This is a genomic window from Roseibacterium elongatum DSM 19469, assembly GCF_000590925.1.
Lineage (GTDB): Bacteria > Pseudomonadota > Alphaproteobacteria > Rhodobacterales > Rhodobacteraceae > Roseibacterium > Roseibacterium elongatum.
The window spans coordinates 2,375,942-2,402,160 of the sequence record NZ_CP004372.1 but is presented as its reverse complement, the minus strand read 5'-3'; the positions used below and the strand labels follow the sequence as shown (position 1 = coordinate 2,402,160).

The following is a 26,219-nucleotide window of genomic DNA, read 5'->3' as shown; positions in this document are numbered from 1 at the left end:
ATGATCCCCTCTTCCTACCCCGACGATGCGCAGATGGCGCAGATGGCCGCGCGCATGCTGCTCGATATCCGCGCCGTGCATTTCAACACGGACGAGTTGTTCACCCATGCCAGCGGCAAACAGGCGCCCACCTATATCGACTGCCGCAAGCTGATCTCGTATCCGCGCATCCGTTCGACCTTGATGGATTTCCTGACCTGCAAGGTGATGCGCGCCGCGGGGTTCGAGGCCTTCGACAACGTGGCGGGCGGCGAAACCGCAGGCATCCCCTTTGCCGCTTTGGTGGCCGAGCGCATGGCGCTGCCCATGTCCTATGTGCGCAAGAAACCCAAGGGCTACGGCCGCGCCGCCCAGATCGAGGGCGAGATGCACGAGGGCGAGCGCGTGCTGCTGGTCGAGGACCTGACGACCGATGGCGGATCGAAGCTGAAATTCGTCGACGCGATTCGCACCGCCGGGGCCGACTGTGCCCATACGGCAGTCGTTTTCTACTATGGCATCTTCCCGGAAACCGAGGCACGGCTGGCCGAGCATGGCGTGACGCTGCACTGGCTGACCACATGGGCCGATGTCATCGCCGAGGCCCGCCGCGCCGGCGATTTCACCGAAGCTACCCTGACCGAGGTCGAACGATTCCTCTCCGACCCCGAGGGCTGGCGCGCCTCGCGCGGCCTGTCGTGACGCAGAGATGATTTTCGCGCGCGGCGCGTGGCACATCCGTCACGTCACGGTCACCTGACAGCCAGATATTGCGGGCAGCTTCCTGCGGCGCCCAAGATGCTGTAGGTTGGTGGGGCAAGGCGCGGCGGCGCGAGTTACTCACAGCTTATCCAGATTGACCGTTCCGCACCCGGCCGGTCTATATCCGTGTCTCACATCGCCGCCCGTCAGATCGGCGATCACTGGGGGAGCGACATGACCACATTGATACCGGTCCCGAGCGCGGGCCAGGGCGAGGCCGGCACAGCGGAGGACACGCCGCCGCTGCCGCATAACATCGAGGCCGAACAACAGCTTCTGGGCGCGATCCTCAGCGCCAATGACGTGCTCGACCGGGTCGACGACCTCGTCAAACCCGAGCATTTCTTCGACCCGGTCCATCGCGAGGTCTTCACCATGGCCGCGGGCCGCATCGCCAAGGGACTGGCGACCGATGCCACCACGCTGAAGAACTTCGTCTCGGACATCGCCGGGCTGAAGGATCTGGGCGGCGCCGAATACCTGGTGAAACTGCAACTGGCCGCCATCGCCACCTCGGCCGCGCGCGATTACGCGCAACTGATCCACGACCTCGCCGTGCGGCGCGAGTTGATCGCGCTCGGCGCCAATATCTCCGACCGCGCCCGCGCGATGCGCGACGACATCAGCCCCGATGAACAGATCGTCGAGGCCGAAAGCGACCTGTTCAAACTGGCCTCCACCGGCAGCACCAGCCGGGGCTTCCAGTCCTTCCTGCGGGCCCTGCATGATGCCGTCCAGATGGCCAACGCAGCCCATAACCGGCAGGGGCAGTTGGCCGGGGTCTCCACCGGGCTGACCGATCTCGACCGGATGCTGGGCGGCTTGCACGAATCCGACCTGCTGATCCTCGCCGGGCGTCCCTCGATGGGGAAGACGTCGCTGGCCACCAACATCGCCTACAACGTCGCCAAGGCGTGGAAACAGGGCCAGAAGGAGGACGGCAGCCAAGGCACGATCGAAGGCGGTGTCGTGGGGTTCTTCAGCCTTGAGATGTCCTCGGCACAGCTGGCGCAGCGGATCCTGTCGGAGGCCGCGGAAATCCCCTCGGAACTGATCCGCAAGGGCGACCTGACCGAGGAAGAATTCCAGCGTTATCTGCGCGCTGCGGGCGAATTGGAACGCTGCCCCCTCTATATCGACGACACGCCGGCGCTTCCCATCGGGCAGGTGGCGGCCCGCGCGCGGCGCCTGAAACGCTCGCCCCAGGGTCTCGACCTGCTGGTCATCGACTACCTTCAACTTCTGCGCGGCTCGGCCAACAACCGCGACAACCGCGTGAACGAGATTTCCGAGATCACCCAGGGCCTCAAGGCCATCGCCAAGGAATTGAACATTCCGGTCATCGCGCTGTCGCAGCTCTCGCGCCAGGTCGAACAGCGCGAGGACAAGCGCCCGCAACTGTCGGACCTGCGTGAATCCGGCTCGATCGAACAGGACGCGGATGTCGTGATGTTCGTCTATCGGGGCGAGTACTACAAGGAACGCGAGAAACCCGGCGAGGAAAACCTCGAGGCCATGACCAAGTGGCAGCAGGACATGGAGCAACTCCACGGCAAGGCCGAGGTCATCATCGGCAAGCAGCGCCACGGCCCCGTCGGCTCGGTCGAGCTCAGCTTCGATGGCCGCTACACGCGCTTCGGCAACCTCGTCAAACCCTGGCAGCAGGGCTCGGACGGGTTCTGACCCGCCCCATCTTTATCCTTCAAATATGCATCGGTGCGGACCGCACCGGCGCGGCAAGGGGGTCAAGACCCCTTGTCGCGCGCCCCGTCGGCCCATGCGCGGCGCAATGCGCCTTGACCCGCGCGCGCGCAGGTCCGAGACAGGCGGCATGGGAACCGGAACGCTTCATATCGATCTCGACGCGCTGGCCGCGAATTGGCGGGCGCTGGATGCGCGAACCGGCTGCGAGACGGCGGCCGTGGTCAAGGCCGATGGCTACGGCCTGGGTGCGGCGCGCGCCGCCACGGCGCTGGCGCGGGCCGGGGCGCGGCGGTTTTTCGTCGCCACCGCCGAAGAGGGTGCAACGCTGCGCGCCGCCTTGGGCCAAGGCCCCGAGATCAACGTCTTTTCGGGCCATATGGCGACGGATACCGCGCTGATCCGTGACGCCAATCTGACGCCGATGCTGAACGACGCGGCGCAACTGGCGCGCCACCGCGCCGCCCTGCCCCAGGCCGCCTATGGCGTCCAGCTCGACAGCGGCATGAACCGGCTGGGGATGGAGCCCGCCGACTGGGCCGCCCTGCGCGGGCAGGCCGAGGCCGGGCCCCTGACCCTTGTCATGAGCCACCTTGCCTACGCGGATGAGCCGGATCACCCGCAGAACGCCGAGCAACTGCGCCAGTTCACCGAGATGACGGCCGGGGTCTCCGTGCCCCGCTCCCTCGCGGCGACGGGCGGCATTCTGCTTGGTCCCGATTACCATTTCGACCTGACCCGCCCCGGCATCGGCCTTTACGGCGGCCTGCCTTTCGACGCGGCGCAGCCGGTCGTGCGCCTGTCGCTGCCCGTGATCCAGACCCGCGACGTGATGCCGGGGGAACATGTCGGCTATGGCTGCACCTTCACCGCCGCGCGCCCCACGAAGATCGCCACCCTTTCGGCAGGCTATGCCGACGGGCTGATCCGCGCCATGTCGGGCAAGGCACGGCTTTTCGCGGGCAACACGCCCTGCCCGCTTGCCGGGCGCGTGTCGATGGACCTGCTGACGGTGGATGTCACCGACCTGCCCGAGACGCCCGAGGCGCTCGACATCCTGTGCCCATCACAGACGGTCGATCACCTGGCCGAGGCGACGGGCACCATCGGTTACGAGATCCTGACCTCGCTCGGGCCGCGCTACGCGCGCCGTTACGCCGGCGAGACGGCCTGATGACCCGCGCCGGCCTGCTGGCCCCGCTGGCCGTCCTCGGGCGGGCGACACTGGGCCTGTTGGCGGGCAGCGGGCGGTTGGCGCTGTTCGTGCTCGGGATCCTGCGCCATATCGTGACGCCGCCGTGGTACCTGCGCGAATTGGGCCAGCAATTGTTGCATATCGGCTGGCTGTCGCTGCCGGTGGTGGGGTTGACGGCGCTGTTCACCGGGGGCGCGCTGGCCTTGCAGATCTACGCGGGCGGGTCGCGGTTCAACGCGGAATCGGTTGTGCCCTCGATCGTGGCCATTGGCATGACACGCGAACTGGGCCCGGTTCTGGGCGGGTTGATGGTGGCCGGTCGCGTCGCCGCCGCCATCGCCGCCGAGATCGGCACGATGAAAGTGACCGAACAGATCGACGCGCTGACCACGCTCAGCACCGATCCCACGAAATACCTCGCCGTGCCGCGGGTTCTGGCCGCCACGCTGACGTTGCCGCTGCTGGTGGCCGCGGGCGACAGCATCGGCATTCTGGGCGGCTATCTGGTGGGCATCAGCCGCCTGGGTTTCGACGGGGTGACCTATCTGGACAATACCGCCGATTATCTCGAGGCGTGGGATGTGATCTCGGGGCTGATCAAGGGCGCGGTCTTCGGGTTCATCGTGGCGGTGATGGGCTGCTATCACGGTCTGCGTTCGGGGCGCGGGGCGCGCGGCGTCGGGCGGGCCACGACCAAGGCCGTCGTCGCCGCCTCGATCCTGATCCTGGGCGCCAACTACCTGCTGACCGAGGTGTTCTTTCGCGCATGATCGCCATCTCTGACCTGCATAAATCCTTCGGTGCCGCCCCGGTGCTGCGCGGCGTCACGCTCGAGGTGCCCAGGGGCGAAAGCCTGGTGGTGATCGGCGGCTCGGGCACCGGCAAGTCGGTGCTGCTGAAATGCATTCTGGGGCTGGTCACGCCGGATTCGGGCAGCATCACGCTGAACGGCGCGGATGTGACCGGCACGGGCCGCGCGGCGTTCCTGGCGCGCTTTGGGATGCTGTTTCAGGGGGCCGCGCTGTTCGACAGTCTGCCGGTCTGGCAGAACGTGGCCTTTCGACTGGTGCGCGGCCCCGATCGCCGCCCCAGGGCCGAGGCGCGCGAGATCGCCCTGGCCAAGCTGGCGCGCGTGGGCCTGGGCCCCGAGGTGGCCGACCTGCACCCCGCCGAACTGTCCGGCGGCATGCAGAAACGCGTGGGCCTGGCCCGTGCCATCGCCGCCGACCCCGAGGTGATCTTTTTCGACGAACCGACCACCGGCCTCGACCCAATCATGGCCGGCGTCATCAATGACCTGATCCGCGAGATCGTGGCCGAGATGGGGGCGACGACGATCACCATCACCCATGACATGAGTTCGGTGCGCGCCATCGCCGACAGGGTGGCGATGCTGCACGCGGGCAAGATCCGCTGGCACGGGCCCGTGGCCGAGATGGACAGCGCCGAGGACCCCTATCTGCGCCAGTTCATCACCGGTGCCGCCGAGGGGCCGATCGAGACCTTGCGCTGATCCGACCAGCGGCGTGTCCACCTCTGGTCGGCGCGGGCGGGGTGCGGTAAGTCCCCGCCGAAGGAGAGACGCCCCATGCCCCCGCTCGATCCCATCGCCATCGTCGAGGCCATCGCCACCGTCTTCTGGACCTATGCGGCGATCGGTGCGGGCGAATGGCTGTGGCGCGTCCGCCGCACCGAGGCCAGCAGCCATATTCCCCATGTCACCGACCTGATCGCCAACCTGGTCCCGGCGATGATCGCGCTGGTCGTCATCGTTCTGGCAGGCGCGTTTTTCGGGCTGCCCACGGTGGTGGTCGTGATCGCCGTGCTGTTTCCGGCGGGCCTTGCCTTTGGCGTGCATATGTCCCTGAACGATCTGCGCGACACCGCCCATTGGCAGGGCGAGGTTCTGCGCCTCGCCCTCGTGCTGATCGTCGCGGCCGTTGTGATCTGGTATCGACAACTGCGCTAGGGCGGGCTTGCGTGGGGCAGTCTACGGGCGCATCTGTCGAGCATGAGCCGTTTTCTGATCGGGGCGAACCTGTCGCTCCTCGTGCTGTTTCCGCTGGCCTGGGCCGCGCCGCTGATGCGCGCGGGGCTGTTGCCGTTGTTCGGGCTGTCCGAGGTGTCGGTTCTGTCGGGGCTCGGCGCGCTCTGGGCGGGGGGGCGAATGGGGGCTGGCGGGGTTGGTGGCACTTTTTGCCCTGGTCGCGCCGATGGCCAAGACGATCCTACTGGCGCTGATCCACCTGTCGCGGGCGCCCGCGCGCCTGCTGCCCGCCGTGCAACTGATGGGCAAGCTGGCTATGGCGGACATCTTCCTGATCGCCGTCTACATCACGCTGGCCAAGGGGCTGACCCTGGGCCGGGTGGAAACGGCCTGGGGCCTGTGGCTGTTCACGGGCTGTGTGCTGGCCTCGCTGGCGATCTCCATCGAAACCGGCCGCCGCCTGCCCCGCTGAGGGGCAAGGGACACTGGCATTGACCGGGCGGGGCCGCTACATGCCCGGCATGGACCCGATCAACCTCGCCCCCGCCCTTGCCCTGACCCTTGGCACCTATGCGCTGCTGGCATCGCTGGCCTGGCTGCGGCGCGTCTCGGCCGAAAAGGTCGCGGGGCGGCGCAATGGCATCTTGCTGAACCTTGCACGACGGGCCGGCCCGCCGGTGATCGGCGGGATTGTCCTGCTGATCGCGGGCACCGTCTTCGGCGTGATCGGCGCGGGCGGGGTTGCGGGCGTGCTGGTGGCCGGGGGCCTTGCCTACGGGCTGCATCGCGGCCTTGACGATCTGCGCGCCAATGACAAGCGGGTGCTGGCCCTGCGCCTTGCCATGACGGCGGCGATCTCGATGACGCTGATCTGGCAGGCCGGCCTGTTCTAAGTCGTCTGGTCAAGCGCGCCTGCCTGCGATACCCCCCTCGCCATGGCAAAACCCGTCACGACTTTTCTCTGTTCCGCCTGCGGCGCGACCCACAAGAAATGGGCCGGGCGCTGCGATGCCTGCGGCGCGTGGAACACCATCACCGAAGAAACCCCGCTGTCTCAAGGCCCCTCCGGCAAGGGGCTGGGGGCGGCCAAGGGCGCGCGCGTGCCCCTGTCGGACCTGCGCACCGAAGAGGCCCCGCCACCGCGACATTCCAGCCAGATGGCCGAGTTGGACCGTGTTCTGGGCGGCGGCCTCGTGCCCGCCTCGGCGACGCTGGTGGGCGGCGATCCGGGGATCGGGAAATCGACGCTGCTGTTGCAGGCTGCCGCCAGTTTTGCGCGCGCGGGCCTCAAGGTCGTCTATGTCTCGGGCGAAGAGGCCACCGCACAGGTGCGCATGCGCGCGCAGCGCCTTGGCCTGGCCGACAGTTCGGTGCTGCTGGCCGCCGAAACCAACCTGCGCGACATCCTGACGACGCTCGAGGCCGAGGCCCCCGACCTCGCCATCATCGATTCGATCCAAACGATGTGGCTGGATACGGTGGACAGCGCGCCCGGCTCTGTCAGCCAGGTGCGCGCCTCGGCCCATGAATTGACCACCTTTGCCAAGCGGCGCGGCACATCCGTGATGCTGGTGGGCCATGTCACGAAAGAGGGCCAGATCGCGGGCCCCCGCGTGGTCGAACACATGGTCGACACCGTGCTCTATTTCGAGGGCGAGCGCGGGCACCAGTTCCGCATCTTGCGCTCGGTCAAGAACCGCTTCGGCCCGGCGGACGAGATCGGCGTCTTCGAGATGACCGGCGCGGGCCTGTCCGAGGTTGCCAACCCCTCGGCCCTGTTCCTGTCGGACCGCGAGAAACCCTCGCCCGGATCGGTCGTCTTCGCCGGGATCGAGGGCACCCGCCCCGTGCTGGTCGAGGTGCAGGCGCTGGTCGCGCCCTCCTCGCTGTCGCAACCCCGCCGCGCGGTCGTGGGCTGGGATGGCGGGCGATTGTCGATGATCCTTGCCGTGCTCGAGGCGCGGGCGGGCATCACCTTTCAGGGCCTGGACGTCTACCTCAACATCGCGGGCGGCATGCGCATCAATGAACCGGCCGCCGATCTGGCCGTCGCCGCCGCGCTGCTGAGCGCGCGCGAGGATGCCGCCCTGCCGGCCGAGACGGTGGTTTTCGGCGAGCTGTCGCTGTCGGGCGCGCTCAGGCCGGTGAGCCAGGCCGAAAACAGGTTGAAAGAGGCGATGAAACTTGGTTTCTCCACCGCCATTGCACCCGTGGGCTGCAAGATTTCGCAAGACAGCGGCGTGACGGTTCAATCCATGGCGGATTTGCCCCGTTTCGTCGGAGAGGTTTTCGGGGCAGGTTGACCCCGCATGTCACGACAAGAGAAAGGCGCGGGCAGCCATGGAAGGTTTCACCATTTTCGACGGGGTCGTGGCCGGCGTCATCGTGGTTTCGGCGATCCTCGCCTATTCCCGCGGCTTCGTGCGCGAGGTGATGTCGATCTTCGGCTGGATCGGCGCGGCCGTCCTTGCCTTCATCTTCGCGCCCAATGCCCTGCCCCTGATGAACGAGATCCCCTATCTGGGCGATTTCATCGGTGGCAGTTGCGAGTTGGGGATCATGGCGTCCTTTGCCGCGGTCTTTGCCGTGTCGCTGGTCGTCATCTCGCTGTTCACGCCGGTGTTTTCCTCGGCCATCCAGCAATCGGCCATCGGCGGCGTCGATGCGGGGCTGGGCTTTCTCTTCGGGGTGGCGCGGGGCGTGTTGCTGGTCGTGGTGATCCTGATCGCCTATGACCGCGTCGTCGGCGACGAGCCCATTTCGGCGATCTCCGACAGCCGCTCGGTCCAGGTCTTCGCCAGCCTGCAGGGCGATGTCGAAGACCAGATCCCGACCGACGCGCCGGGCTGGATCCTGCAACGTTACGAGCAGTTGACCAACACCTGCGCGGCGCAGTGACGCCTCAGGCGCGGGCGGCGTGGCGGCCAAAGCCCACCAGCCCGGCCAGCAGCACCGCCGCCGCGCCCAGCCAATAGAGGTAAAGGCCCAATTCGGCGACCTGTCGCACCGTATCCCAGCCCAGATCGAAGATGCCGCGAAAATCGGTCAGCGACAGGCCGATTTCGGCCACCTGATCCTCGGCCCGCCACAGTTGCCAGCCGACATAGCCCCAGGGCAGCGCGCCGGCGAAAAAAGTCAGCCCGCGATGCGGCCGTCCCGCCAGCGCCATCAGCAGCGCCAGTCCCGCCAACAGGAAACTGGCCCCAAGCACCGCCATTTCGCGCGGCAACTCGATGCCATAGTCGCGCCAAGCCGTCTGCAGGGCGTCGAAGGGGCGCAGCTCCATCCCCAGTCCGACATCGACCCAGGGCAGCGCGCCGCCGGCCAGCATCGCGGCCGCCCCGAGGATCGCAACTCCACGCATCACCCATCCTCCATCGTCAGGTCGCGGCACTCTCGGACAGGGGCCGGGGACGGTCAAGGCGTCGCAATGTGACGTCGGCATGACAGCAAGGGTGACAGAACTGATTTCACCCCTTAGATGAAGCACCGTGTGACGAGCCATGCGGGGGAATCGCCCCCGCCCCTGCCAGCACCGGAGCGCGCTGATGCCCCTGCCCCAGTTTCCCCGCCACCCTTTCGACACGGTCGGCGACGACAAGCTGCGCGAGGAATGCGGCGTTTTCGGCGTGACCGGCGTGGCCGATGCCGCGAATTTCATCGCCCTTGGCCTGCACGCTCTGCAACATCGCGGGCAAGAGGCCGGGGGTATCGTGACCCACGACCCCGAGCACGGGTTTTCCTCGGCCCGCCGCTTTGGCCTGGTGCGGGACAATTTCACCTCGCAGAAGATCATGGAAACCCTGCCCGGCGCCATCGGCATCGGCCATGTGCGCTATTCCACCGCCGGGTCCAAGGGCGCCACGCAGATCCGCGACGTGCAGCCCTTTTTCGGCGAGTTCGCCATGGGCGGCGCGGCGATTGCGCATAACGGCAACATCGTGAATGCCGACGAACTGCGCCGCGAATTGATCGAGCGCGGCTCGATCTTCCAGTCCTCATCGGACAGCGAATGCATCATTCACCTGATGGCGCGGTCCTTGCAGCGCAACATCCCCGAGCGGATGAAAGACGCCCTGCGCCGCGTCGAGGGCGCGTTTTCCGTCGTCGCCATGACCCGCACCAAGCTGATCGGCGTGCGCGACCCGCTGGGGGTGCGCCCGCTTGTCCTTGGCCGTATCGGCGAGGGGTGGGCGCTCAGCTCGGAAACCTGCGCGCTCGATATCATCGGTGCCGAGTTCGTGCGCGAGGTCGAACCCGGCGAGATGGTCGTGATCAGCCCCGAGCACGGCGTCGAAAGCTTCAAGCCGTTCGAGGCCAGGCGCCCGCGCTTCTGCATCTTCGAACATGTCTATTTCTCGCGCCCCGACAGCATTCTCGGCGGCCGCTCGGTCTATGAAACCCGTCGGCAGATCGGTGTGGAACTGGCGCGCGAGGCCCCGGTCGAGGCCGATCTGGTCTGCCCGGTGCCCGACAGCGGCACGCCGGCGGCCATCGGCTACAGCCAGGAAAGCGGCATCCCCTACGCCATGGGGATCATCCGCAACCAGTATATGGGCCGCACCTTTATCGAGCCGTCCGAGCAGATCCGCAACATGGGCGTGCGGCTCAAGCTGAACGTGAACCGCGCCCTGATCCGGGGCAAGCGGGTGATCCTGGTCGATGACAGCGTGGTGCGCGGCACCACCAGCCGCAAGATCAAGGAGATGATCCTCGATGCCGGCGCGGCCGAGGTGCATTTCCGCATCGCCTCGCCGCCCACGGCCTGGCCCTGTTTCTACGGCGTCGACACGCCCGAGCGTGAGAAACTGCTGGCCGCGACCATGACCGAGGATGAAATGCGTCGCCATCTCGGCGTGGCCTCGCTCAAGTTCATTTCGCTCGACGGGCTGTACCGCGCCGTCGGCGTGGCCGAAGGGCGCGACCCCAAGGCCCCACGCTATTGCGACGCCTGTTTCTCGGGCAATTACCCGGTGCAGCCCACCGACATGATGGCCAAAGGTTTCGAACTGGCCGAACCGGCCGAGTAAGCGCCACACCGCGAGTCGGCTGGCGGGTCAAGGATCGCGCGCAGCGCGACCGCGCAAGGCGCGCCCCGCCCAAACCGTGACGGCGTGGCGCAGCCAAACCGTCATGGGCGGGAGGGCCCGGTCAAAAAAAAACGCCGCCCCCGAAGGCGCGGCGCTCTCCAAACGCTCTGTCGTGGGTCAGGCGCGCTTCAGCGCCTTCCAGCCGCCGGCGACGACCAGCGCCACGATCAGCGCCTTGACCGCATCGCCCAGCAGGAAGGGCGCGACAAAGGCGCCCCAGACGCCCGCCGCCGACAGGCCGGCCCAGCCCGCGTCGATCCCGGCCAGCGCGGCCAGACCCAGCGGCCATGCGGTGCCGGGAATGTAGAGCAGCGCCGACAGCACCAGCGCCACCAGCGTGGTCGAGATCACGCCACGCGCCCAGCCCCGCTCGGCCGCGTAACCCGCACCCCAGGCCAGACCCACAAACCCCACAAGGAAGCCGGCGGTCGGGCCGGCAAAGGCCACGCCGTTCAGCCCGCCCGCGAAAACCGGCAGGCCCGCCGCGCCCTCGGCCAGGTAGGCCATCAGCGTCACCGCGCCCAGGCGCGAGCCGAAGGTGAAGCCCACCGTCAGGATCGCGAGCGTCTGCAGGGTCATCGGCACCGGGAAGAACGGCACGCTGATTTGTGCGGCCAGCGCGATGAACAGCGTGCCCAGCACGACCGCGGCGATCTTGCGGGCCAGGCCCATATCGCCCATCGTGGCGTGAAGAAGTGTGGTGTCGCGGCCCATCGGCGCCTCCCGTCGAAGTGATGTCCCAAAAAACTCGACTTCCCGTATCCCCGCCCCCTCGTCGCCTGTCAAGCCGAAGCCACGCGCCCGCCCGTTGCGACGCGCGGGCGCATCCCCTTGCATCCCCCGCGCCAAAGGCGCAGATCGCGGGGCGATGAGCAAGATACTTGATGGCAGGATTGCCCTTGTCACCGGGGCCTCGCGCGGGATCGGCGCGGCCTCGGCAGAGTGGCTCGCCGAACACGGCGCGCATGTTGTGGCAGTGGCCCGCACCGTCGGCGGGCTCGAGGACCTGGACGACCGGATCAAGGCCAAGGGGGGCGAGGCCACGCTGGCCCCCATGGACCTGACCGATGACGATGCCATCGCGCATCTGTGCCGGTCGATCTATGACCGCTGGGGCAAGGCCGATATCTGGGTCCATGCCGCGATCCATGCCAGCCCCCTCAGCCCGGCGCCGCATATCCAGAAGAAGGACCTCGAGGCCGATATCGCCGTCAACATCCGCGCCCTGTCGCGGCTGATCGCCATGGTCGAGCCGCTGATCGCGCCCGCCGAGGCGGCGCAGGCCATCTTCTTCGACGATGACTGGGAGGCGAAATTCGGCGGGGCCTATGGCATGTCCAAGGCCGCGCAGCGCGCGCTGATCGAATGCTGGCAAAAGGAAACCGTCAAGATCGGCCCGCAGGTCCACCTGCTGCGCCCAGCGCCGATGCCCACGGCGACGCGCGGACGCTTCTACCCCGGCGAAAACCGTGACAAGCTGGCCCCTCCCGGCGCCGAGGCCGCGCGCCTGCTGGCCCCGCTTTTCACCTGACGGATCAACGCCTGCCCTTGCAAGACGCCGCACCCGCACGGGGCGGCGTCTTTCGTTTACGGCGCGCGACGTGTTCCCCTACTCGGGCTTTTTCGCCATCTCGTCGGCCAGCGCCTCGGCGCGGGCGGCCAGTTCGGCCAATCCGTCGGTGACCTGATCGGGCAGTTCGGTGCGCGGCCCGGCCTCCTGCAATTCGGCGATGCGGCGCGCGCGGTCGGCCAGGCGTTCCTCGGCCGAGCGCAGGGCCTTTTCCTGTGCCGCCACCTTGGCCTGCGTCTCTTTCAACTCGTCCTCCAGCGCGGCCGTCTTGTCGGCCAGCATCAAGCCCGCCATCAGCAGCATCCGGTCCGACGGCATGCGCCCGATCTGTCCCAGGATCACGGCGGCCTCGGTGTCCAGCAGATTGGCGGCGGCGCGCAGATACGGCTCTTCGCCTTCCTGGCAGGCCACCGAAAAACTGCGTCCTCCGATCTCGATCTCGACCTCTGGCATGTCAGGACTCCTCGGTCTGGGGGGCGGGCGCGGGCGCGCCGGCCTCGATATCGGCCAGAATGCGGGCAAGTTCGGCGGCATCGGCCGCACGCGCCGCCTTCAACATCTCGATCTGTCCCAGAAGGGCCTGATTGATCCCCTCGGCGTCCACCTCCTCGGACGCAAGCACCTCGCCGACCTCGTCCGAGACCTGTTCGCAAAGGGCCTGCAATGCGCGCATCTCACCGCGCATCGACATGATCCGGCCATCGGGATCGCCGCCGCCGGCCTGCATCGCCTCATCCGCCGCATCCTGGGCGGCATCGCGGTCTTCCCAGGCGGCATTGCGCTGGTTCTTGAGCCGCTTGGCCCGACGCTGAAGCGTTTCGATCACCTTTTCCTGTTTGGCGATGGTCGCGGCCAGATCCGGCGCCGCTGTCTCGGCCGGGGGGGCGGAGGCGGGTGCCGCATCGTCCTGCAGCGCCGCGATCTGCGCCTGCAAGGCCTCGCGCGCGGCCGTGGCCTCGGCCAGTTCGCCTGACAGACGTTCGGCCTCGGCGCGGGCGGTCTGTGTGGCGTCGGTCGCGGCGGAGAGTTCCGCGGCCAGGCTCTCGGCGGCGTCCTTGCGCGCGGCGTCGGCCTCGGTCACGGCCCGCTCCGCCTGGTCGAGCCGGGCGGCCAGATCGTCGCGCTCCTGTGTCAGCGCGGCAAGGTCGGCGCTCAGGCGTTCGGCCTCGGTCCGGGCGGTTTCGGCCTCGGCCATCGCCTTGGCCAGATCCTCGTCGCTGCGGTCGTCCGGCGGCGCGTCGCGCGCCGCCTCGGCGGTGTTCAGCGCCTCCTGCGCCTCGCTCAGCCGCGCCTCCAGCGCGGCGACCCGTTCCGTCATCTCGGCGGCCTGCGCCTCGGCCTCGGCCCGGTCCGCCTCGGCGGCCTCGGCGCGGGCCTGCAAGGCGTCCGTTGCCCCGTCGCGCCCGGCTGCGTCGGCGCGCAGGCGTCCCACACCCTCGGCTACCCGATCGAGCGCGGCGGCAAGCCGCCCCTCGAGCGCACTCAGTTTCTCGAATTCGGCACTGTCACCCATGATCCGGTCCGACCCCCGTCCTGCCTGTTCTTGCCCTGCCCGGTCTTGTCCGGCCTGTTTTGTCCGGCCAGCCTGCTCAAAGCCCCACGCGCACCCAGCGTCCGGTGCGGCGGGCCTTGGTCTCGGTGTCAAACGAATCGCAATCCGCCCCGATTTGCAAGGGATTCCCCAAAACCCGGCGGAAACGGCGCAGCCCGGCACGCCAGGTAACTGGCCGGCGCGGCGGAAGCGCGGCGCGGGGCACGCGCCTTGCACTTCATCCCGCCTCTGGTATCACGCGCGCATCTTGCCACCGGAGCGTCCGCGGCGTGGCCCGCGACCCATTGCAGAGGATTTCCGCCCATGGATCTCGCCGCCCTCGCGCAGAACCACCCCGACCATTGGCGCCGCGCCGCAGCCATCCGCACCTTGACGCTGGATGCCGTCGCCGCCGCCAATTCCGGCCATTCCGGCATGCCGATGGGCATGGCCGACGTGGCCACGGTGCTGTTCGAGAAACACATGACGTTCGACGTGACCGCCCCCGACTGGCCCAACCGCGACCGGTTCATCCTGTCGGCGGGCCATGGCTCGATGCTGATCTATTCGCTCCTCTATCTCATGGGGTCCGAGGACATGACGCTGGAGCAGGTCAAGAATTTCCGCCAACTGGGCAGCATCACCGCCGGCCACCCCGAATACGGCCACGTGAAAGGCGTCGAGACGACCACCGGCCCCTTGGGTCAGGGCATCACCAATGCCGTGGGCTTTGCCATGGCCGAGGAATTCCTGCGCGCCAAGTGGGGCAAGAAGATCATCGATCACTACACCTACTGCATCGCCGGCGATGGCTGCCTGATGGAGGGCATCAGCCACGAGGCCATCGGCCTGGCCGGGCGGCAGGAACTGTCGCGCCTGATCGTGTTCTGGGACAACAACAACATCACCATCGACGGCACGGTCGACATGGCCTGCCGCACCGACCAGGTGGCCCGCTTCGAGGCCGCCGGCTGGGACGTGTTCGAATGCGACGGCCATGACCCCGTCGCCATCGACGCCGCCATCACCGAGGCCAAGGCCAGCCCGCGGCCCGCGATGATCGCCTGCAAGACGCATATCGCGCTCGGCTCCTCGGCGCAGGACACGTCGAAAGGGCATGGCGCGCTGACCGATGCGCAGCTGATCGCCGACACCAAGAAAGCCTATGGCTGGGACAATGCGCCCTTCGATATTCCCGCCGACCTCAAGGCCGAGTGGGAGGCCATCGGCACCCGCGGCCGCGCCACCCGCGAGGAATGGGACACCCGCTTTGCCCTGATGTCCGAAGGAAAGCAAAAGGACTTCACCCGCGCCTTCGCCGGTGACATGCCCAAGAAACTGTCGGCCACCATCAAGGCGCTGAAAAAGCAGGTGTCCGAAACGCAGCCCAAGCTAGCCACCCGCAAGGCCAGCGAAATGGCGCTCGAGGTGATCAACCCGATCCTGCCCGAAACCCTGGGCGGGTCGGCCGACCTGACCGGCTCGAACAACACCAAGACCGCCGATCTGGGCGTCTTCACCCCCGAGGATCGCGCCGGGCGCTATATCTACTATGGCATCCGCGAGCACGGCATGGCGGCGGCGATGAACGGCATGGCGCTGCACGGCGGCGTGCGCCCCTATGGCGGCACGTTCTTCACCTTCACCGATTACGCGCGCCCGGCGATGCGCCTGTCGGCGCTGATGGGGATCAATGTGCAATACGTGATGACCCACGATTCCATCGGCGTGGGCGAGGATGGCCCGACGCACCAGCCGGTCGAGCACCTGGCGATGATGCGCGCCACGCCCAACTGCCTGGTCTTCCGCCCCGCCGACGCGGTCGAGGCCGCCGAGGCTTGGGAAACGGCCCTGTCGCAGAAAACCTGCCCCTCGGTGCATGTCCTGTCGCGGCAGAACCTGCCCACGGTGCGCACCGAGCACAAGACCAAGAACCTGACCGCGCAGGGCGGCTATGTTCTGGCCGAGGCGGAAGGCAAGCGCGAGGCGATCCTGATGGCCACCGGGTCCGAGGTGTCGATCGCGCTGGCCGCGCGCGACCTGTTACAGGCCGAGGGGATCGGCACGCGCGTCGTCTCGATGCCCTGCTGGGAGCTGTTCGAGGAACAGGACGAGGCGTATCGCCGCCGTGTCCTGCCCGGCGGCCCGGTGCGCGTCGCCATCGAGGCGGCGATCCGCTTTGGCTGGGACCGCTGGCTGTTCGGCGAACGCGGCAAGCGCGAGAAATCGGGCTTCATCGGGATGCACGGCTTTGGCGCCTCGGCCCCGGCGGCGGACCTTTACGCGCATTTCGGCATCACGCCCGAGGCGACGGCGGACAAGGTCAAGGCCCTGCTCGGCCGCGGCTGAGCACGCCGATACCGGAAATGACGGAAGGGCGCCCCGGCGGGCGCCCTTTTTCAATGGCCGCCCGCGCCGCCCAGGCCCACGGCCCGCAGAATCGGCGCAAACACCCGCGCCACCACCGGGATCAGCGCCAATCCCAGCGCCAGGCCCAGGATGCCGTCGATCACCGCCTTGACCGCCCACATGGCAAAGCCCCCGGCGCCTTCGACTAGATGGGCGACGCCGTCGATCAGGTGCTCGGGCGCGTGCCAGCCCAGTTCGGCCGCGCCATGCACGATGATCGAGCCGCCGACCCAAAGCATCGCCGCCGTGCCCACGGTCGTCAGCAGTTTCAGAAAGCCCGGCATGCCGCGCACGATCGCGCGCCCGATGGCCCGGCCCAGGCGCGTGCGCCCCTCGGCGGCCATGTGCAGCCCAACGTCATCGGCCTTCACGATGATCGCGACCGAGCCATAGACCGCTACGGTGATGCCGATCCCGGCCACCCCGAGGGCCGCGGCCTGGAACCAGATATTGCCCACCTCCAGCGCCGCCAGAATGATGGTCATGATCTCGGCCGACAGGATGAAATCGGTCTTGATCGCGCCCTTCACCTTCTGCTCTTCGAGGTGGACCGCATCGGTGATGTCCTCGTCGATGGGCTTGTCGATCTCGGGATGCGGCGTCAGCACGTGCCAGATCTTTTCCGCCCCCTCGTAGCACAGATACGGCCCCCCCCAGCATCAGCAGCGGCGGAATCGCCCAGGGCGCGAAGGCCGAGAGCAGCAGCGCCAGTGGCAACAGGATCACGAGCTTGTTGAAGATCGAGCCGCGCGCGATCTTCCACACGATCGGCAATTCGCGCGCTGCCTCGAACCCCTGCACGTATTTCGGCGTCACGGCGGCATCGTCGATCACGGCGCCCGCGGCCTTGGTGCCGGCCTTGGCCGCCTGCCCGATCACGTCATCGACGGACGCGGCCGCCACCTTGGCGATCGCCGCCACGTCATCCAACAGTGCCAGAAGTCCGCTCATCACGCCTCTCCATGCCGCGTTCCGGGGGCGGAGCATAGCGGCCCGCCCTACCCTGACAACCCGGCGCGGGGGGGCGGAGGCTGCCTGAAAAAGCGGCAATGCGGGGTCCGGTGTTAGCGCAAACCCCGCATGTTTACGCTAACAAGCTGCAGAAACTAGGTTTTTCAAGCTTCCCCGAACGGGCATGCTTTTGTATGCACGCCTCGAAACGCATTGGATTCCAAACCAAGAGGCGCGCGATCATGACCATCACACTCGGCATCAACGGCTTCGGACGCATCGGCCGCTGCACGCTGGCCCACATCACCGAGGCCGCCCGCAACGATGTGCAAGTGGTCAAGATCAACGCGACCGGCCCGATCGAGACCAGCGCCCACCTGCTGAAATACGACAGCGTGCATGGCCGCTTTCCCGGCGAGATCCGCGTCTCGGGCGACACGATGGATCTGGGCCGCGGCCCGATGCAGATGTTTTCGACCTACGACCCGCAAGAGCTGGACTGGGAAGGCTGCGATGTCGTCCTCGAATGCACGGGCAAGTTCAACGATCGCGACGCCGCCGCCGTCCATCTGGGCCGCGGCGCCAAGCGCGTGCTGGTGTCGGCCCCGGCCAAGAATGCCGACAAGACCGTGGTCTACGGCGTGAACCACCGCGAGTTGCTGGACACGCATCACGTTGTCTCGAACGGATCCTGCACCACCAACTGCCTTGCCCCGCTGGCCAAGGTACTGAATGACGCCATCGGCATCGAGCGCGGCATCATGACGACGATCCACAGCTATACCGGCGATCAGCCCACGCTGGACCGCCGTCACAGCGACCTCTACCGCGCCCGCGCCGCCGCCATGGCGATGATCCCCACCTCGACCGGCGCCGCCAAGGCCCTGAAAGAGGTGCTGCCCGAAATGGAAGGCCGTCTTGATGGCACCGCCCTGCGCGTGCCGACGCCGAATGTCTCGGCCGTGGACCTGACCTTCGAGGCGGGCCGCGACGTCACGGTCGAGGATGTGAACGAGATCATGCGCGAGGCGGCCGAGGGCCACATGCGCAGCGTTCTGGCCTACGACCCGGAGCCCAAGGTCTCGGTCGATTTCAACCACACCACCTACAGCTCGATCTTCGCACCCGACCAGACCAAGGTCGTCGGTGGGCGGACCGTGCGCGTCATGGCCTGGTATGACAACGAATGGGGCTTTTCGGCGCGCATGGCCGATGTCTCGGCCGCGATGGGCCGCCTGCTGCACTGAGCGCCCCGACACGCCATGCCAGCCATCCGAACCGCCCTCGCGTGAAATGGTTTTCGCTGGCGGTAATTGACACGGGTCAAAGCGGAAGATCGTATCGGATGAAATAATCCTCCTGCCGGATGCTGCCCGGCACAACGGGAGGAGAAATCATGGCACCTCAGAGCTTTTCCGGGGCCGCAACGCGCATTGGCGCTGCGGCCCTTTTTCTTTTCGGCATCTGCGCTGACGGCGTCGCGGCGCAGACCTGCCCGGATGTGGGCCTGTCGGGGCGACCGCTGAGCTATTCCGCCGGCCAGTTGACCGGGGCCGGACAGACCGTCAACGTCATGGCGGGCGGCAATGTCGATCTCAGGGGGTGCGCCTCGGTGCCCGGCCATGGCTGGATCATAGAGGGGCCGGATTTCGAGTTGATGCTGTCGGCCATGCCGCCGGGGCAGTCGCTGACACTGTCGGTGGACGGCACCTGCGATGCTGTCCTTCTGGTCAATGATGCCCGCGGTCGCTGGCACTACAATGACGATGCGGGCGGCACGCTGGACCCGTTGATCACCCTTCCGGGCGCGTCGAACGGGGTCCATGACATCTGGGTGGGGACCTTTGGCGCGGCCACCTGTCCGGCCACGCTGACCCTGCACGTCAGCGGCACCGGAGCCGCGCCGCCGCCGCCACCCTCGAATGTGGTGCGCTTCGACCTGCCGCGCGTGCGCGGGGAACTGGTCGATTGGTGCGTGACCTGGGGGGCGGATTGCGGCCAGGGCGGCGCCGACAATTTCTGCCGGTCGCAGGGCTATGCCCGCGCCGAAAGCTGGGAACGCTTCCCCGGTCAGCGCACGCTGGTTCTGGGCGATGATCGCATCTGCCCGGGTGGCTGTGATGCGTTGCGCGACGTGGTCTGCACCGGCAGTGGCGGCGCGGCCCCACCGCCTCCGCCCAGCCTGCAACAGACCTTTGCCGTGCCGCGCGTGCGTGGCGAGATCGTCGATTGGTGCGTGACCTGGGGGGCGGATTGCGGCCAGGGCGGGGCCGACAATTTCTGCCGGTCGCACGGCTATGCCCGCGCCGAAAGCTGGGAACGCTTCCCCGGTCAGCGGACGCTGGTGCTGGGCGATGATCGCATCTGCCCGGGCGGCTGCGACGGGTTGCGCAATGTCGTGTGCACCGACTGAGGGCCTCCGCCACCCCGCCGCCCGATGGCCGCTTGCATGACGGAGGAAAAGAGCTGTGACCCCGACATCCCCGAAACCGGCGTGGCCACGTGCCCTCGCCCTGCTGTCCGCCCTGTTGTTCAGCCTGGCCGCCGTCCCGGCCATGGCACAGCGCGACCCTTGTCCCTGGACGAATGACGGGGAATGCGACGAACCGGGCGGCACGGGACTGTGCGCGCCGGGGACGGATCGCGCGGATTGCGCCAGCGGCTCGGGGGCGGCCGGCGCAGGCGAGGGCGGGGTGTTCCCCGCGCCCACGATCGACGGGCGCGAGATCGGGCAGAGCGGCCCCTACCGGGTGGATTGGTGCCTGCGCTACGGCAGCGCGTGCGGCCAGCCGGCCGCCGACGCCTTTTGCCGGCGGTCCGGGTTCGACCGGGCTGCGGACTGGCAAACCACCGGCCACAGCCCGACCGTCGTTTTGCAGGGGCAACGGCGGCTGTGCTCCGGCGCGCATTGCACGGCGCTGGCCAATCTGCGCTGCATCGGGCGATCCGCCCCGCCCCAGCCACCGGCCCCGCCCGCCCCGCCGGGCGGCGGCGATCCCGGCACCGACCGGACCGATCTGATCCCGATCCCCCGCATCAATGACCTGCCCATCGATATCTGCCTGAACTGGCAACGCAATTGCGGCCAACCCAGCGCCGACCGCATCTGTCAGGCCCTGGGGCGCGGCACCGCGCTGAGCTATGACACCCGCCCGGCCCCGGCCACCTGGGTTCAGGGCGATCAGCGCCAATGCACCCCGGCCGCCAATAACGGCCAGGCCTGTCTGGCCATCGTCGATCTGGTCTGCTCGGATGCGCGCCCCGACGGCACGGGCGGCGGCGCGTCTGGGGGGTGTCAGCCCGATCCGGGCACAATGGCGACATTGAACAACATGGAGGAACGGGTCGGGGCAGATCCTGTGCTTCGACGTGACCGGGGCCGCCCATGTCCTCTACGGCGTACTGCTTGGCGGGGCGGAGGGCGTCTATTCCTTCAACTCGACGCTGGCGATGGCGGCGGTCCAGGCCGGCGTTCTCGGCAATGGCCAGAGCGGGCAGGTCCGGGTCGAGATCCTGCCCGGTCCGGGGCTGTTCCGGGGCACGACGCGCTACGGGGTCACCTCGGGCGACAGCGATCAGAGCGGGATTGGCCATCTGGCCTTTCGCTTCGTCGAGGCGCGATAAAGGCGGTGCCGGGTGGGGGCGCGCGGCCGTGACGTTTTTCGCCTTTGCCCTGCCGCGTGGCGCGTGGCAGGTTGCGCCCTGCGGCAGGATCGAGACCTTGGCAGGAGATGACCCGACATGACCGACAGGGTGGCGTTCTACCTTGCGGGGGCGATCCTGCTGGCCGCAGCCGCGGATGCCCTGTTCAACGACGGTCGCCTGATGTTCATGACGGCGCAGCGCGTGCTGGAGTTGTTGCGTTGGGTCGCGTTTTGGCGTTGACGAAGCGCGGCCTGTCCGATTGCATCCTCACCGTGTGGGTGATAGCTCGCTGTTAGCGGTAACATATCGATCGAAACGCCGCAGAAAACGCAAATTGCCGGGGCATGCGCCCCTTATCTCGCGGAGGAGATCATGGCAGTCAAAGTGGCCATCAACGGCTTCGGACGCATTGGACGCAATGTCCTCAGGGCGATCATCGAATCGGGGCGCACCGATATCGAGGTGGTGGCGATCAACGACCTGGGCCCGGTCGAGACCAACGCCCACCTGCTGCGCTTCGACAGCGTGCATGGCCGGTTCCCGGCCGAGGTGACGACCACCGAAACCTCCATCGACGTGGGCCGAGGCCCGATCGCGGTCACGGCGATCCGCAACCCCGCCGACCTGCCCTGGGCCGATGTCGATATCGTGCTGGAATGCACGGGCATCTTCAAGGGCGACAAGGCCAAGGTGCATCTGGAAAACGGCGCCAGCCGGGTGCTTGTCTCGGCCCCCTCGGACGGGGCGGACAAGACCATCGTCTACGGCGTGAACCATGACACGCTGACCGGCGACGACCTGCATGTGTCCAATGCCTCCTGCACCACGAACTGCCTCGCCCCCGTCGCGCATGTGCTGCACAACGCCATCGGGATCAAGCGCGGCTTCATGACCACGATCCACAGCTACACGGGCGATCAGCCGACGCTGGACACGATGCACAAGGATCTCTACCGCGCCCGCGCCGCGGCCATGTCGATGATCCCCACCTCGACGGGGGCCGCGCGCGCCGTGGGCCTTGTGCTGCCGGAACTCGACGGCAAGCTGGACGGCGTGGCGATCCGCGTGCCCACGCCCAATGTCTCGGTCGTCGACCTGACCTTTGAGGCGGCGCGCGACACCTCGGCCGAAGAGATCAACCGCGCCATCCATGCCGCCGCCGAAGGCCCGCTGAAGGGCATTCTGGGCGTGACGGACATGAAGCTGGTGTCGATGGACTTCAACCACGACCCGCATTCCTCGATCTTCGCCACCGACCAGACCAAGGTGATGGACGGCAACATGTGCCGCATCCTGACCTGGTATGATAATGAATGGGGCTTTTCCAACCGCATGGCGGACACCGCCGTGGAAATGGGAAAATACCTCTGATCCCCTGATCCACCCTCGGGGAAACCGCGCGCCCGTGATCGGCAGCGCGCGGTTTTCCATGCGTGGTAGCGCAAACGCGCCTGACCTTCCGGCCCAGCCGCGCTATCACACCGCAAACGCCATAGCGGAGACGATCTAGATGAGCTGGAAAACCCTCGACGACATGGAATTGGCGGGCCGTATCGTTCTGACCCGTGTGGACATCAACGTGCCGGTCGAGAACGGCGAGGTCACCGACGCCACGCGCATCGAGCGGATCGTGCCCACCGTCCACGACATCCTCAAGGCGGGCGGCAGCCCCGTGCTGCTGGCCCATTTCGGCCGCCCCAAGGGCAAGGTCGTGCCCGAGATGTCGCTGGAACCGCTGGTGCCCGCGCTGGAAAAGGCATTCGGCCATCCCGTCACTTTCGTCGCTACGCCCACGCGCGGCGCGCTGGAAAGCCTGCCCGAAGGGGCCATCGCGCTGCTCGAGAACACCCGCTTTGCGCCCGGTGAGGAAAAGAACGACCCCGAGATGGCGCAAGTCCTCGCCGGTCTGGGCGATGTCTACTGCAACGATGCGTTTTCGGCGGCGCACCGGGCGCATGCCTCGACCGAAGGGGTCGCGCATCGGCTGCCCGCTTGCGCGGGCCGACTGATGGAGGCCGAGTTGACCGCGCTGGAAGCCGCGCTTGGCAAACCCAGGCGCCCGGTTCTGGCCGTGGTGGGCGGGGCCAAGGTCTCGACCAAGCTGGACCTGTTGGCCAACCTGATCGAGAAGGTCGACATGCTGGTGATCGGCGGCGGCATGGCCAACACCTTCCTCGCGGCGCAGGGCCTCGACGTGGGCAAATCGCTGTGTGAACACGACCTTGCCGATACCGCGCGCGAGATCATGGCCAAGGCCGAGGACACGGGATGCGAGATCATCCTGCCCTCCGACGTGGTCGTGGCCGAAGAGTTTCGCGCCCACGCCCCCAACACGGTGGTGGCCGACACCGCCGTGCCCGCCGATTGCATGATCCTGGATGCCGGCCCCGACAGCGTCGAGCGCATTCTGGGCGCCATCGACCGGGCCGAAACGCTCATCTGGAACGGCCCGCTCGGCGCATTCGAGATCGCGCCGTTCGACGCCGCCACCAACGCCGCCGCCGCCCATGCCGCCGCCCGAACCGAGGCGGGCGAGCTGATCTCGGTCGCCGGCGGGGGCGACACGGTCGCCGCGCTGAACAAGTCGGGCGCGGCGGATCGGTTCACCTACATCTCGACCGCCGGCGGGGCCTTTCTGGAATGGATGGAGGGCAAGACCCTGCCGGGCGTCGCTGCGCTGGACCAAGCTTAAGGCAGACGCACGCCCGAATCGCGCTAGGCTGGGGCCGTCCGTTTCCGAGGGAGGCCCCGCCATGCTGTCCATTTTCCGCACCCTGCTGCCCCGCGCCGCGCTGATCGCCGGCGCGCTGGCCCTGCCCTTGCCCGCGACCGCGCAGCAGGGCGACCCCCGCCCCGGCTTTGCCGAGATCCTCGCCCCCGACCGTCTGGCCGGGATCGTGGCGAATTTCGGCATCGCCGCGCTGCGGACGCAGATGGAGGTGGAATACCAGCACCTCTCGACCGACATCTTGCGCGGCCAGGTCAGCCTGTCGGGCGTCACCTTGCGCCCACAACTGCCCCATGACCGCGCGCGGCTATGCGAGATCACACTGGACCGGGTGACGATCTCGGCCAGCCCCTTCGCGGCGGTCACCGACATTTCCGCCGCCCGCGTGGGCGCGGTCGGTGCGGCGGCGACGCTGGCCTGCCTGCCGCCCGACACGGCCATGCCCCTGCGCACGATGGGCCTGGGTCAACTGGCCTTCGACCGGGTCGGCGTGGATCTGGAATACGTGACCCTGACCGGCGGATTGCTGATCGACGGAACCGCGGCCCTGAACGGCATCGGCGTGCTGGATCTGTCGGCCGCCGGCACCATCCTGCCGCGGCCGGGGCCGAACGGGCGCCCCGGCGACCCGGCCATCCGCCTGACGCGCGCCGTGCTCAGCTTTCAGGACCGGGGCGGCTGGGACGCGGCCGAGGCGATCATGCCCCCCGCCCTGCGCCAGCCCGACGCGGTGGTGCAACTGGGCACCGAGGGGTTGATCGACCTGTTGACCGAGGGCGGCACGCAGGCCATCGGCGCCGCCGAACGCGCCTTTGTCGATGACCTGATGGCTGAAATCGCCCGCTTCATGACCGATCCCGGCGAACTGACGCTCGAGGCCGTGCTGCCCATGGGCGGGCTGACCATCGAGCCCGAGGCCTATGACAAGCCCGCGCGCCTGATCTCGCTGTTGGCGCTAGATGCCCGCAGCGCGCCTTCGGCCCGCGCCGCCCTGATCGACAGTGCCACGCTGGCCCGCCTGGGGGCCGAGGACCTGAGCGATGACGAACGCCTGACCCTGGGGGCCGCGCTGCTGTCGGGCGAAGGCGTGCCGCGCGCGCCGTCTCGCGCGCTCGAGGTGCTGGCCCCGCTTCTGGCCTCGGACGATCCGGCCCATGCCGAGGCGGTGCTGTTGTCGGCCCGCGCCATGGCCGCGCGCGACCCCGCACAGGCCTATGAGTTGGCCCTGCAGGCCCCGGGTGCCGTGGGCGTTGTCAGCCTGCTCGACGGGCTGGAGACCCAACTGGGCACGGGCGACGTGCTCGACCTGCAGGCCGGCACCACCCTGAGTGCCGAGACATTGGCCCCGGCCCTGCCCCAGGGCAATGACCCGCGCGCCCTGCGCGACCTTGCGGTGGCCTATTTCACCGGGGCCAGCCAGCCGCGCAACTATGCCAATGCCTATCTCATGGCGCTGTTGGCGGATGCCGCCGGCGATGTCGGGGCGCCGCAACTGCTGACCGAGATCACCGGGCGTTTCGATCTGCGCGGCCCCGAGGTGCGCCGGCTCTGGGCCGCCCGTTCGGCCGAGATCGAGGCGCTGGCGCTGTCGTCCTGGATCGAGGGCGATCTGGCCGCGCGCTACCGCATCGACTAACCCCGGGCGGCGCGATGTTTGCGCCACCATGATTTACAGCCCACCGGCCCCGGCCTACACCGGGGCCGGAAACCTGTCATGCCGAACAAAGGAGTGCCCGACATCATGGCCAGCGACGCGATGAAAGAGCAGATGAAAAACGGTCAGGGCTTCATCGCCGCGCTCGACCAGTCGGGCGGGTCCACCCCCAAGGCGCTGCGCCTTTACGGGGTCGAAGAGGACGCCTATTCCTCCGAGGCCGAGATGTTCGACCTGATCCATGCCATGCGCGCCCGCATCGCCACCGCGCCGGCCTTTACCGGCGACAAGGTGATCGGCGCCATCCTGTTCGAAATGACCATGGATCGCGAGATCGGCGGCAAACCCTCGGCCACCTATCTGTGGGAGGACCGCGGCGTCGTCCCCTTCCTCAAGATCGACAAGGGCCTGGCGGACGCGGCCGATGGCGTGCGACTGATGAACCCGATCCCCGGCCTTGACGGCCTGCTCGACCGCGCCGTGGCCGCCGGCATCTTCGGCACCAAGGAACGCTCGGTCATCGACGCGGCCAACCCCAAGGGCATCGCCGAGAACGTCGCCCAGCAGTTCGACCTGGCCCATGCCGTTCTGGCCAAGGGGCTGATGCCCATCATCGAACCCGAGGTGACGATCTCGATCCCCGACAAGGAAGCCGCCGAAGAGATCCTTCTGGCCGAGATCCAGAAGAACCTCGACAAGCTGCCCGAGGGCCAGCAGGTCATGCTGAAACTGACCCTGCCGACCAAGGCGAACCTCTATGCGCCGCTGATCGCGCACCCCAAGGTGCTGCGGGTCGTCGCCCTGTCGGGCGGCTATGCCCGCGACGAGGCGAATGCCAAGCTGGCCGAGAACGCGGGCATGATCGCCAGCTTCAGCCGTGCCCTGACCGAGGGGCTGTCGGCGCAGCAATCGGACGAGGCGTTCAACGCCGCCCTGGCCGAGGCGATCGACGCGATCCACGCCGCCTCGATCACCTGATCGCCTGCGCGGCACCGGAGACGACAAAGGCCGGGGCAT

The 26,219-nt window shown here is 68.0% G+C and carries 24 protein-coding genes and 2 pseudogenes; 21 read left to right on the top strand and 5 right to left on the bottom strand.

All coding sequences use genetic code 11. The features are described from left to right. From ROSELON_RS11675 to ROSELON_RS11630, 10 genes and pseudogenes are all read left to right on the top strand, one after another. Nucleotides 1-681, top strand: coding sequence for an orotate phosphoribosyltransferase (locus ROSELON_RS11675; RefSeq protein WP_025312564.1), 681 nt, complete (start codon nt 1-3; stop codon nt 679-681). Nucleotides 682-915: 234 nt separating this feature from the next. Next, nucleotides 916-2,424 carry a replicative DNA helicase gene (locus ROSELON_RS11670; protein ID WP_025312563.1) on the top strand — a complete coding sequence of 503 codons (1,509 nt, stop codon included), beginning with the start codon at nt 916-918 and terminating at the stop codon, nt 2,422-2,424. A 148-nt stretch (nt 2,425-2,572) separates the two neighbouring features. After that, nucleotides 2,573-3,616 carry an alanine racemase gene (alr, locus tag ROSELON_RS11665; RefSeq protein WP_025312562.1) on the top strand — a complete coding sequence of 348 codons (1,044 nt, stop codon included), beginning with the start codon at nt 2,573-2,575 and terminating at the stop codon, nt 3,614-3,616. Continuing rightward, nucleotides 3,616-4,407, top strand: coding sequence for an MlaE family ABC transporter permease (locus tag ROSELON_RS11660; RefSeq protein ID WP_038650384.1), 792 nt, complete (start codon nt 3,616-3,618; stop codon nt 4,405-4,407). The genes alr and ROSELON_RS11660 overlap by 1 nt, the downstream gene beginning before the upstream one ends. Beyond that, complete coding sequence (locus ROSELON_RS11655) at nt 4,404-5,150, top strand: ABC transporter ATP-binding protein (RefSeq protein ID WP_025312560.1); 747 nt, start codon at nt 4,404-4,406, stop codon at nt 5,148-5,150. Before ROSELON_RS11660 ends, ROSELON_RS11655 begins: the two co-directional genes overlap by 4 nt. A 75-nt stretch (nt 5,151-5,225) precedes the next feature. Then, nucleotides 5,226-5,606 carry a hypothetical protein gene (locus ROSELON_RS11650; protein WP_025312559.1) on the top strand — a complete coding sequence of 127 codons (381 nt, stop codon included), beginning with the start codon at nt 5,226-5,228 and terminating at the stop codon, nt 5,604-5,606. Nucleotides 5,607-5,648: 42 nt separating this feature from the next. Beyond that, nucleotides 5,649-6,096: pseudogene (locus ROSELON_RS11645) on the top strand (paraquat-inducible protein A). 40 nt (nt 6,097-6,136) lie between these two features. Beyond that, the gene (locus ROSELON_RS11640) at nt 6,137-6,517 is read left to right on the top strand and encodes a hypothetical protein (protein ID WP_156945934.1); all 381 of its coding nucleotides are present in this window, start codon (nt 6,137-6,139) and stop codon (nt 6,515-6,517) included. A gap of 42 nt (nt 6,518-6,559) precedes the next feature. Beyond that, a complete protein-coding gene (gene radA, locus ROSELON_RS11635; protein ID WP_025312557.1) occupies nt 6,560-7,927 on the top strand; it encodes a DNA repair protein RadA in 1,368 nt (455 codons plus the stop codon). Between the two features lie 37 nt (nt 7,928-7,964). Continuing rightward, on the top strand, nt 7,965-8,522 hold the full coding sequence (locus tag ROSELON_RS11630; protein ID WP_025312556.1) for a CvpA family protein: 558 nt from the start codon (nt 7,965-7,967) through the stop codon (nt 8,520-8,522). A 4-nt stretch (nt 8,523-8,526) separates the two neighbouring features. Here the strand turns inward: ROSELON_RS11630 and ROSELON_RS11625 are convergent, their stop codons facing one another. After that, nucleotides 8,527-8,988, bottom strand: coding sequence for a hypothetical protein (locus ROSELON_RS11625; RefSeq protein ID WP_156945933.1), 462 nt, complete (start codon nt 8,986-8,988; stop codon nt 8,527-8,529). A gap of 184 nt (nt 8,989-9,172) precedes the next feature. On the opposite strand from ROSELON_RS11625, the gene purF reads away from it, so the two are divergent. Beyond that, a complete protein-coding gene (gene purF, locus ROSELON_RS11620) occupies nt 9,173-10,654 on the top strand; it encodes an amidophosphoribosyltransferase (protein ID WP_038651462.1) in 1,482 nt (493 codons plus the stop codon). 177 nt (nt 10,655-10,831) lie between these two features. Here purF and ROSELON_RS11615 read toward each other — a convergent pair whose 3' ends face one another. Continuing rightward, nucleotides 10,832-11,428 carry a biotin transporter BioY gene (locus ROSELON_RS11615; protein WP_025312553.1) on the bottom strand — a complete coding sequence of 199 codons (597 nt, stop codon included), beginning with the start codon at nt 11,426-11,428 and terminating at the stop codon, nt 10,832-10,834. 154 nt (nt 11,429-11,582) lie between these two features. Here ROSELON_RS11615 and ROSELON_RS11610 point away from each other — a divergent pair, with 154 nt between their 5' ends. Beyond that, the gene (locus tag ROSELON_RS11610; RefSeq protein ID WP_025312552.1) at nt 11,583-12,245 is read left to right on the top strand and encodes an SDR family NAD(P)-dependent oxidoreductase; all 663 of its coding nucleotides are present in this window, start codon (nt 11,583-11,585) and stop codon (nt 12,243-12,245) included. A 78-nt stretch (nt 12,246-12,323) separates the two neighbouring features. Here ROSELON_RS11610 and ROSELON_RS11605 read toward each other — a convergent pair whose 3' ends face one another. Together ROSELON_RS11605 and ROSELON_RS11600 are read right to left on the bottom strand one after the other, a co-directional pair. Further along, the gene (locus ROSELON_RS11605) at nt 12,324-12,737 is read right to left on the bottom strand and encodes a cell division protein ZapA (protein ID WP_025312551.1); all 414 of its coding nucleotides are present in this window, start codon (nt 12,735-12,737) and stop codon (nt 12,324-12,326) included. Between the two features lies 1 nt (nt 12,738). Next, complete coding sequence (locus ROSELON_RS11600) at nt 12,739-13,797, bottom strand: coiled-coil domain-containing protein (protein ID WP_025312550.1); 1,059 nt, start codon at nt 13,795-13,797, stop codon at nt 12,739-12,741. A gap of 342 nt (nt 13,798-14,139) precedes the next feature. Here ROSELON_RS11600 and tkt point away from each other — a divergent pair, with 342 nt between their 5' ends. Next, nucleotides 14,140-16,164 (top strand): transketolase, encoded by a 2,025-nt coding sequence (gene tkt / locus ROSELON_RS11595; protein WP_025312549.1) that lies wholly within the window; start codon nt 14,140-14,142, stop codon nt 16,162-16,164. Between the two features lie 50 nt (nt 16,165-16,214). On the opposite strand, the pseudogene ROSELON_RS11590 reads toward tkt, so the two are convergent. Beyond that, nucleotides 16,215-17,175: pseudogene (locus tag ROSELON_RS11590) on the bottom strand (DUF808 domain-containing protein). 242 nt (nt 17,176-17,417) lie between these two features. Here ROSELON_RS11590 and gap (ROSELON_RS11585) point away from each other — a divergent pair. The 8 genes from gap (ROSELON_RS11585) (at nt 17,418) to ROSELON_RS11555 (ending at nt 26,180) form a co-directional block, all read left to right on the top strand. Continuing rightward, nucleotides 17,418-18,422: a type I glyceraldehyde-3-phosphate dehydrogenase gene (gap, locus tag ROSELON_RS11585; protein WP_025312548.1), complete on the top strand. Its 1,005-nt coding sequence runs from the start codon at nt 17,418-17,420 to the stop codon at nt 18,420-18,422. 149 nt (nt 18,423-18,571) lie between these two features. Continuing rightward, nucleotides 18,572-19,588 (top strand): hypothetical protein, encoded by a 1,017-nt coding sequence (locus tag ROSELON_RS17550; RefSeq protein WP_025312547.1) that lies wholly within the window; start codon nt 18,572-18,574, stop codon nt 19,586-19,588. A 956-nt stretch (nt 19,589-20,544) separates the two neighbouring features. Then, entirely contained in the window at nt 20,545-20,799 is a 255-nt protein-coding gene (locus ROSELON_RS11575) for an LCCL domain-containing protein (RefSeq protein ID WP_025312546.1), read from the top strand. 117 nt (nt 20,800-20,916) lie between these two features. Beyond that, nucleotides 20,917-21,060, top strand: a complete 144-nt coding sequence (locus ROSELON_RS18205) for a hypothetical protein (protein WP_156945932.1) — start codon at nt 20,917-20,919, stop codon at nt 21,058-21,060. Nucleotides 21,061-21,192: 132 nt separating this feature from the next. Then, nucleotides 21,193-22,191 carry a type I glyceraldehyde-3-phosphate dehydrogenase gene (gene gap / locus ROSELON_RS11570; RefSeq protein WP_025312545.1) on the top strand — a complete coding sequence of 333 codons (999 nt, stop codon included), beginning with the start codon at nt 21,193-21,195 and terminating at the stop codon, nt 22,189-22,191. Between the two features lie 139 nt (nt 22,192-22,330). Next, nucleotides 22,331-23,512 (top strand): phosphoglycerate kinase, encoded by a 1,182-nt coding sequence (locus ROSELON_RS11565; RefSeq protein WP_025312544.1) that lies wholly within the window; start codon nt 22,331-22,333, stop codon nt 23,510-23,512. Nucleotides 23,513-23,573: 61 nt separating this feature from the next. Beyond that, nucleotides 23,574-25,184, top strand: a complete 1,611-nt coding sequence (locus ROSELON_RS11560; protein ID WP_025312543.1) for a hypothetical protein — start codon at nt 23,574-23,576, stop codon at nt 25,182-25,184. A 105-nt stretch (nt 25,185-25,289) separates the two neighbouring features. Continuing rightward, complete coding sequence (locus ROSELON_RS11555; protein WP_025312542.1) at nt 25,290-26,180, top strand: fructose bisphosphate aldolase; 891 nt, start codon at nt 25,290-25,292, stop codon at nt 26,178-26,180. Nucleotides 26,181-26,219 lie beyond the last annotated feature (39 nt).

Bases quoted from the DNA above. Each gene is read 5' to 3' on its own strand.
- ROSELON_RS11675 (WP_025312564.1), top strand. From the start codon at position 1: ATGATCCCCTCTTCCTACCCCGACGATGCGCAGATGGCGCAGATGGCC.
- ROSELON_RS11605 (WP_025312551.1), bottom strand. From the start codon at position 12,737: ATGCCAGAGGTCGAGATCGAGATCGGAGGACGCAGTTTTTCGGTGGCC.
- ROSELON_RS11640 (WP_156945934.1), top strand. From the start codon at position 6,137: ATGCCCGGCATGGACCCGATCAACCTCGCCCCCGCCCTTGCCCTGACC.
- gap (WP_025312545.1), top strand. From the start codon at position 21,193: ATGGCAGTCAAAGTGGCCATCAACGGCTTCGGACGCATTGGACGCAAT.
- ROSELON_RS11615 (WP_025312553.1), bottom strand. From the start codon at position 11,428: ATGGGCCGCGACACCACACTTCTTCACGCCACGATGGGCGATATGGGC.
- ROSELON_RS18205 (WP_156945932.1), top strand. From the start codon at position 20,917: ATGACCGACAGGGTGGCGTTCTACCTTGCGGGGGCGATCCTGCTGGCC.
- ROSELON_RS11565 (WP_025312544.1), top strand. From the start codon at position 22,331: ATGAGCTGGAAAACCCTCGACGACATGGAATTGGCGGGCCGTATCGTT.
- tkt (WP_025312549.1), top strand. From the start codon at position 14,140: ATGGATCTCGCCGCCCTCGCGCAGAACCACCCCGACCATTGGCGCCGC.
- ROSELON_RS11610 (WP_025312552.1), top strand. From the start codon at position 11,583: ATGAGCAAGATACTTGATGGCAGGATTGCCCTTGTCACCGGGGCCTCG.
- radA (WP_025312557.1), top strand. From the start codon at position 6,560: ATGGCAAAACCCGTCACGACTTTTCTCTGTTCCGCCTGCGGCGCGACC.
- ROSELON_RS11670 (WP_025312563.1), top strand. From the start codon at position 916: ATGACCACATTGATACCGGTCCCGAGCGCGGGCCAGGGCGAGGCCGGC.
- ROSELON_RS17550 (WP_025312547.1), top strand. From the start codon at position 18,572: ATGGCACCTCAGAGCTTTTCCGGGGCCGCAACGCGCATTGGCGCTGCG.
- alr (WP_025312562.1), top strand. From the start codon at position 2,573: ATGGGAACCGGAACGCTTCATATCGATCTCGACGCGCTGGCCGCGAAT.
- ROSELON_RS11625 (WP_156945933.1), bottom strand. From the start codon at position 8,988: ATGCGTGGAGTTGCGATCCTCGGGGCGGCCGCGATGCTGGCCGGCGGC.
- ROSELON_RS11655 (WP_025312560.1), top strand. From the start codon at position 4,404: ATGATCGCCATCTCTGACCTGCATAAATCCTTCGGTGCCGCCCCGGTG.
- ROSELON_RS11660 (WP_038650384.1), top strand. From the start codon at position 3,616: ATGACCCGCGCCGGCCTGCTGGCCCCGCTGGCCGTCCTCGGGCGGGCG.
- ROSELON_RS11560 (WP_025312543.1), top strand. From the start codon at position 23,574: ATGCTGTCCATTTTCCGCACCCTGCTGCCCCGCGCCGCGCTGATCGCC.
- ROSELON_RS11555 (WP_025312542.1), top strand. From the start codon at position 25,290: ATGGCCAGCGACGCGATGAAAGAGCAGATGAAAAACGGTCAGGGCTTC.
- ROSELON_RS11600 (WP_025312550.1), bottom strand. From the start codon at position 13,797: ATGGGTGACAGTGCCGAATTCGAGAAACTGAGTGCGCTCGAGGGGCGG.
- gap (WP_025312548.1), top strand. From the start codon at position 17,418: ATGACCATCACACTCGGCATCAACGGCTTCGGACGCATCGGCCGCTGC.
- purF (WP_038651462.1), top strand. From the start codon at position 9,173: ATGCCCCTGCCCCAGTTTCCCCGCCACCCTTTCGACACGGTCGGCGAC.
- ROSELON_RS11650 (WP_025312559.1), top strand. From the start codon at position 5,226: ATGCCCCCGCTCGATCCCATCGCCATCGTCGAGGCCATCGCCACCGTC.
- ROSELON_RS11630 (WP_025312556.1), top strand. From the start codon at position 7,965: ATGGAAGGTTTCACCATTTTCGACGGGGTCGTGGCCGGCGTCATCGTG.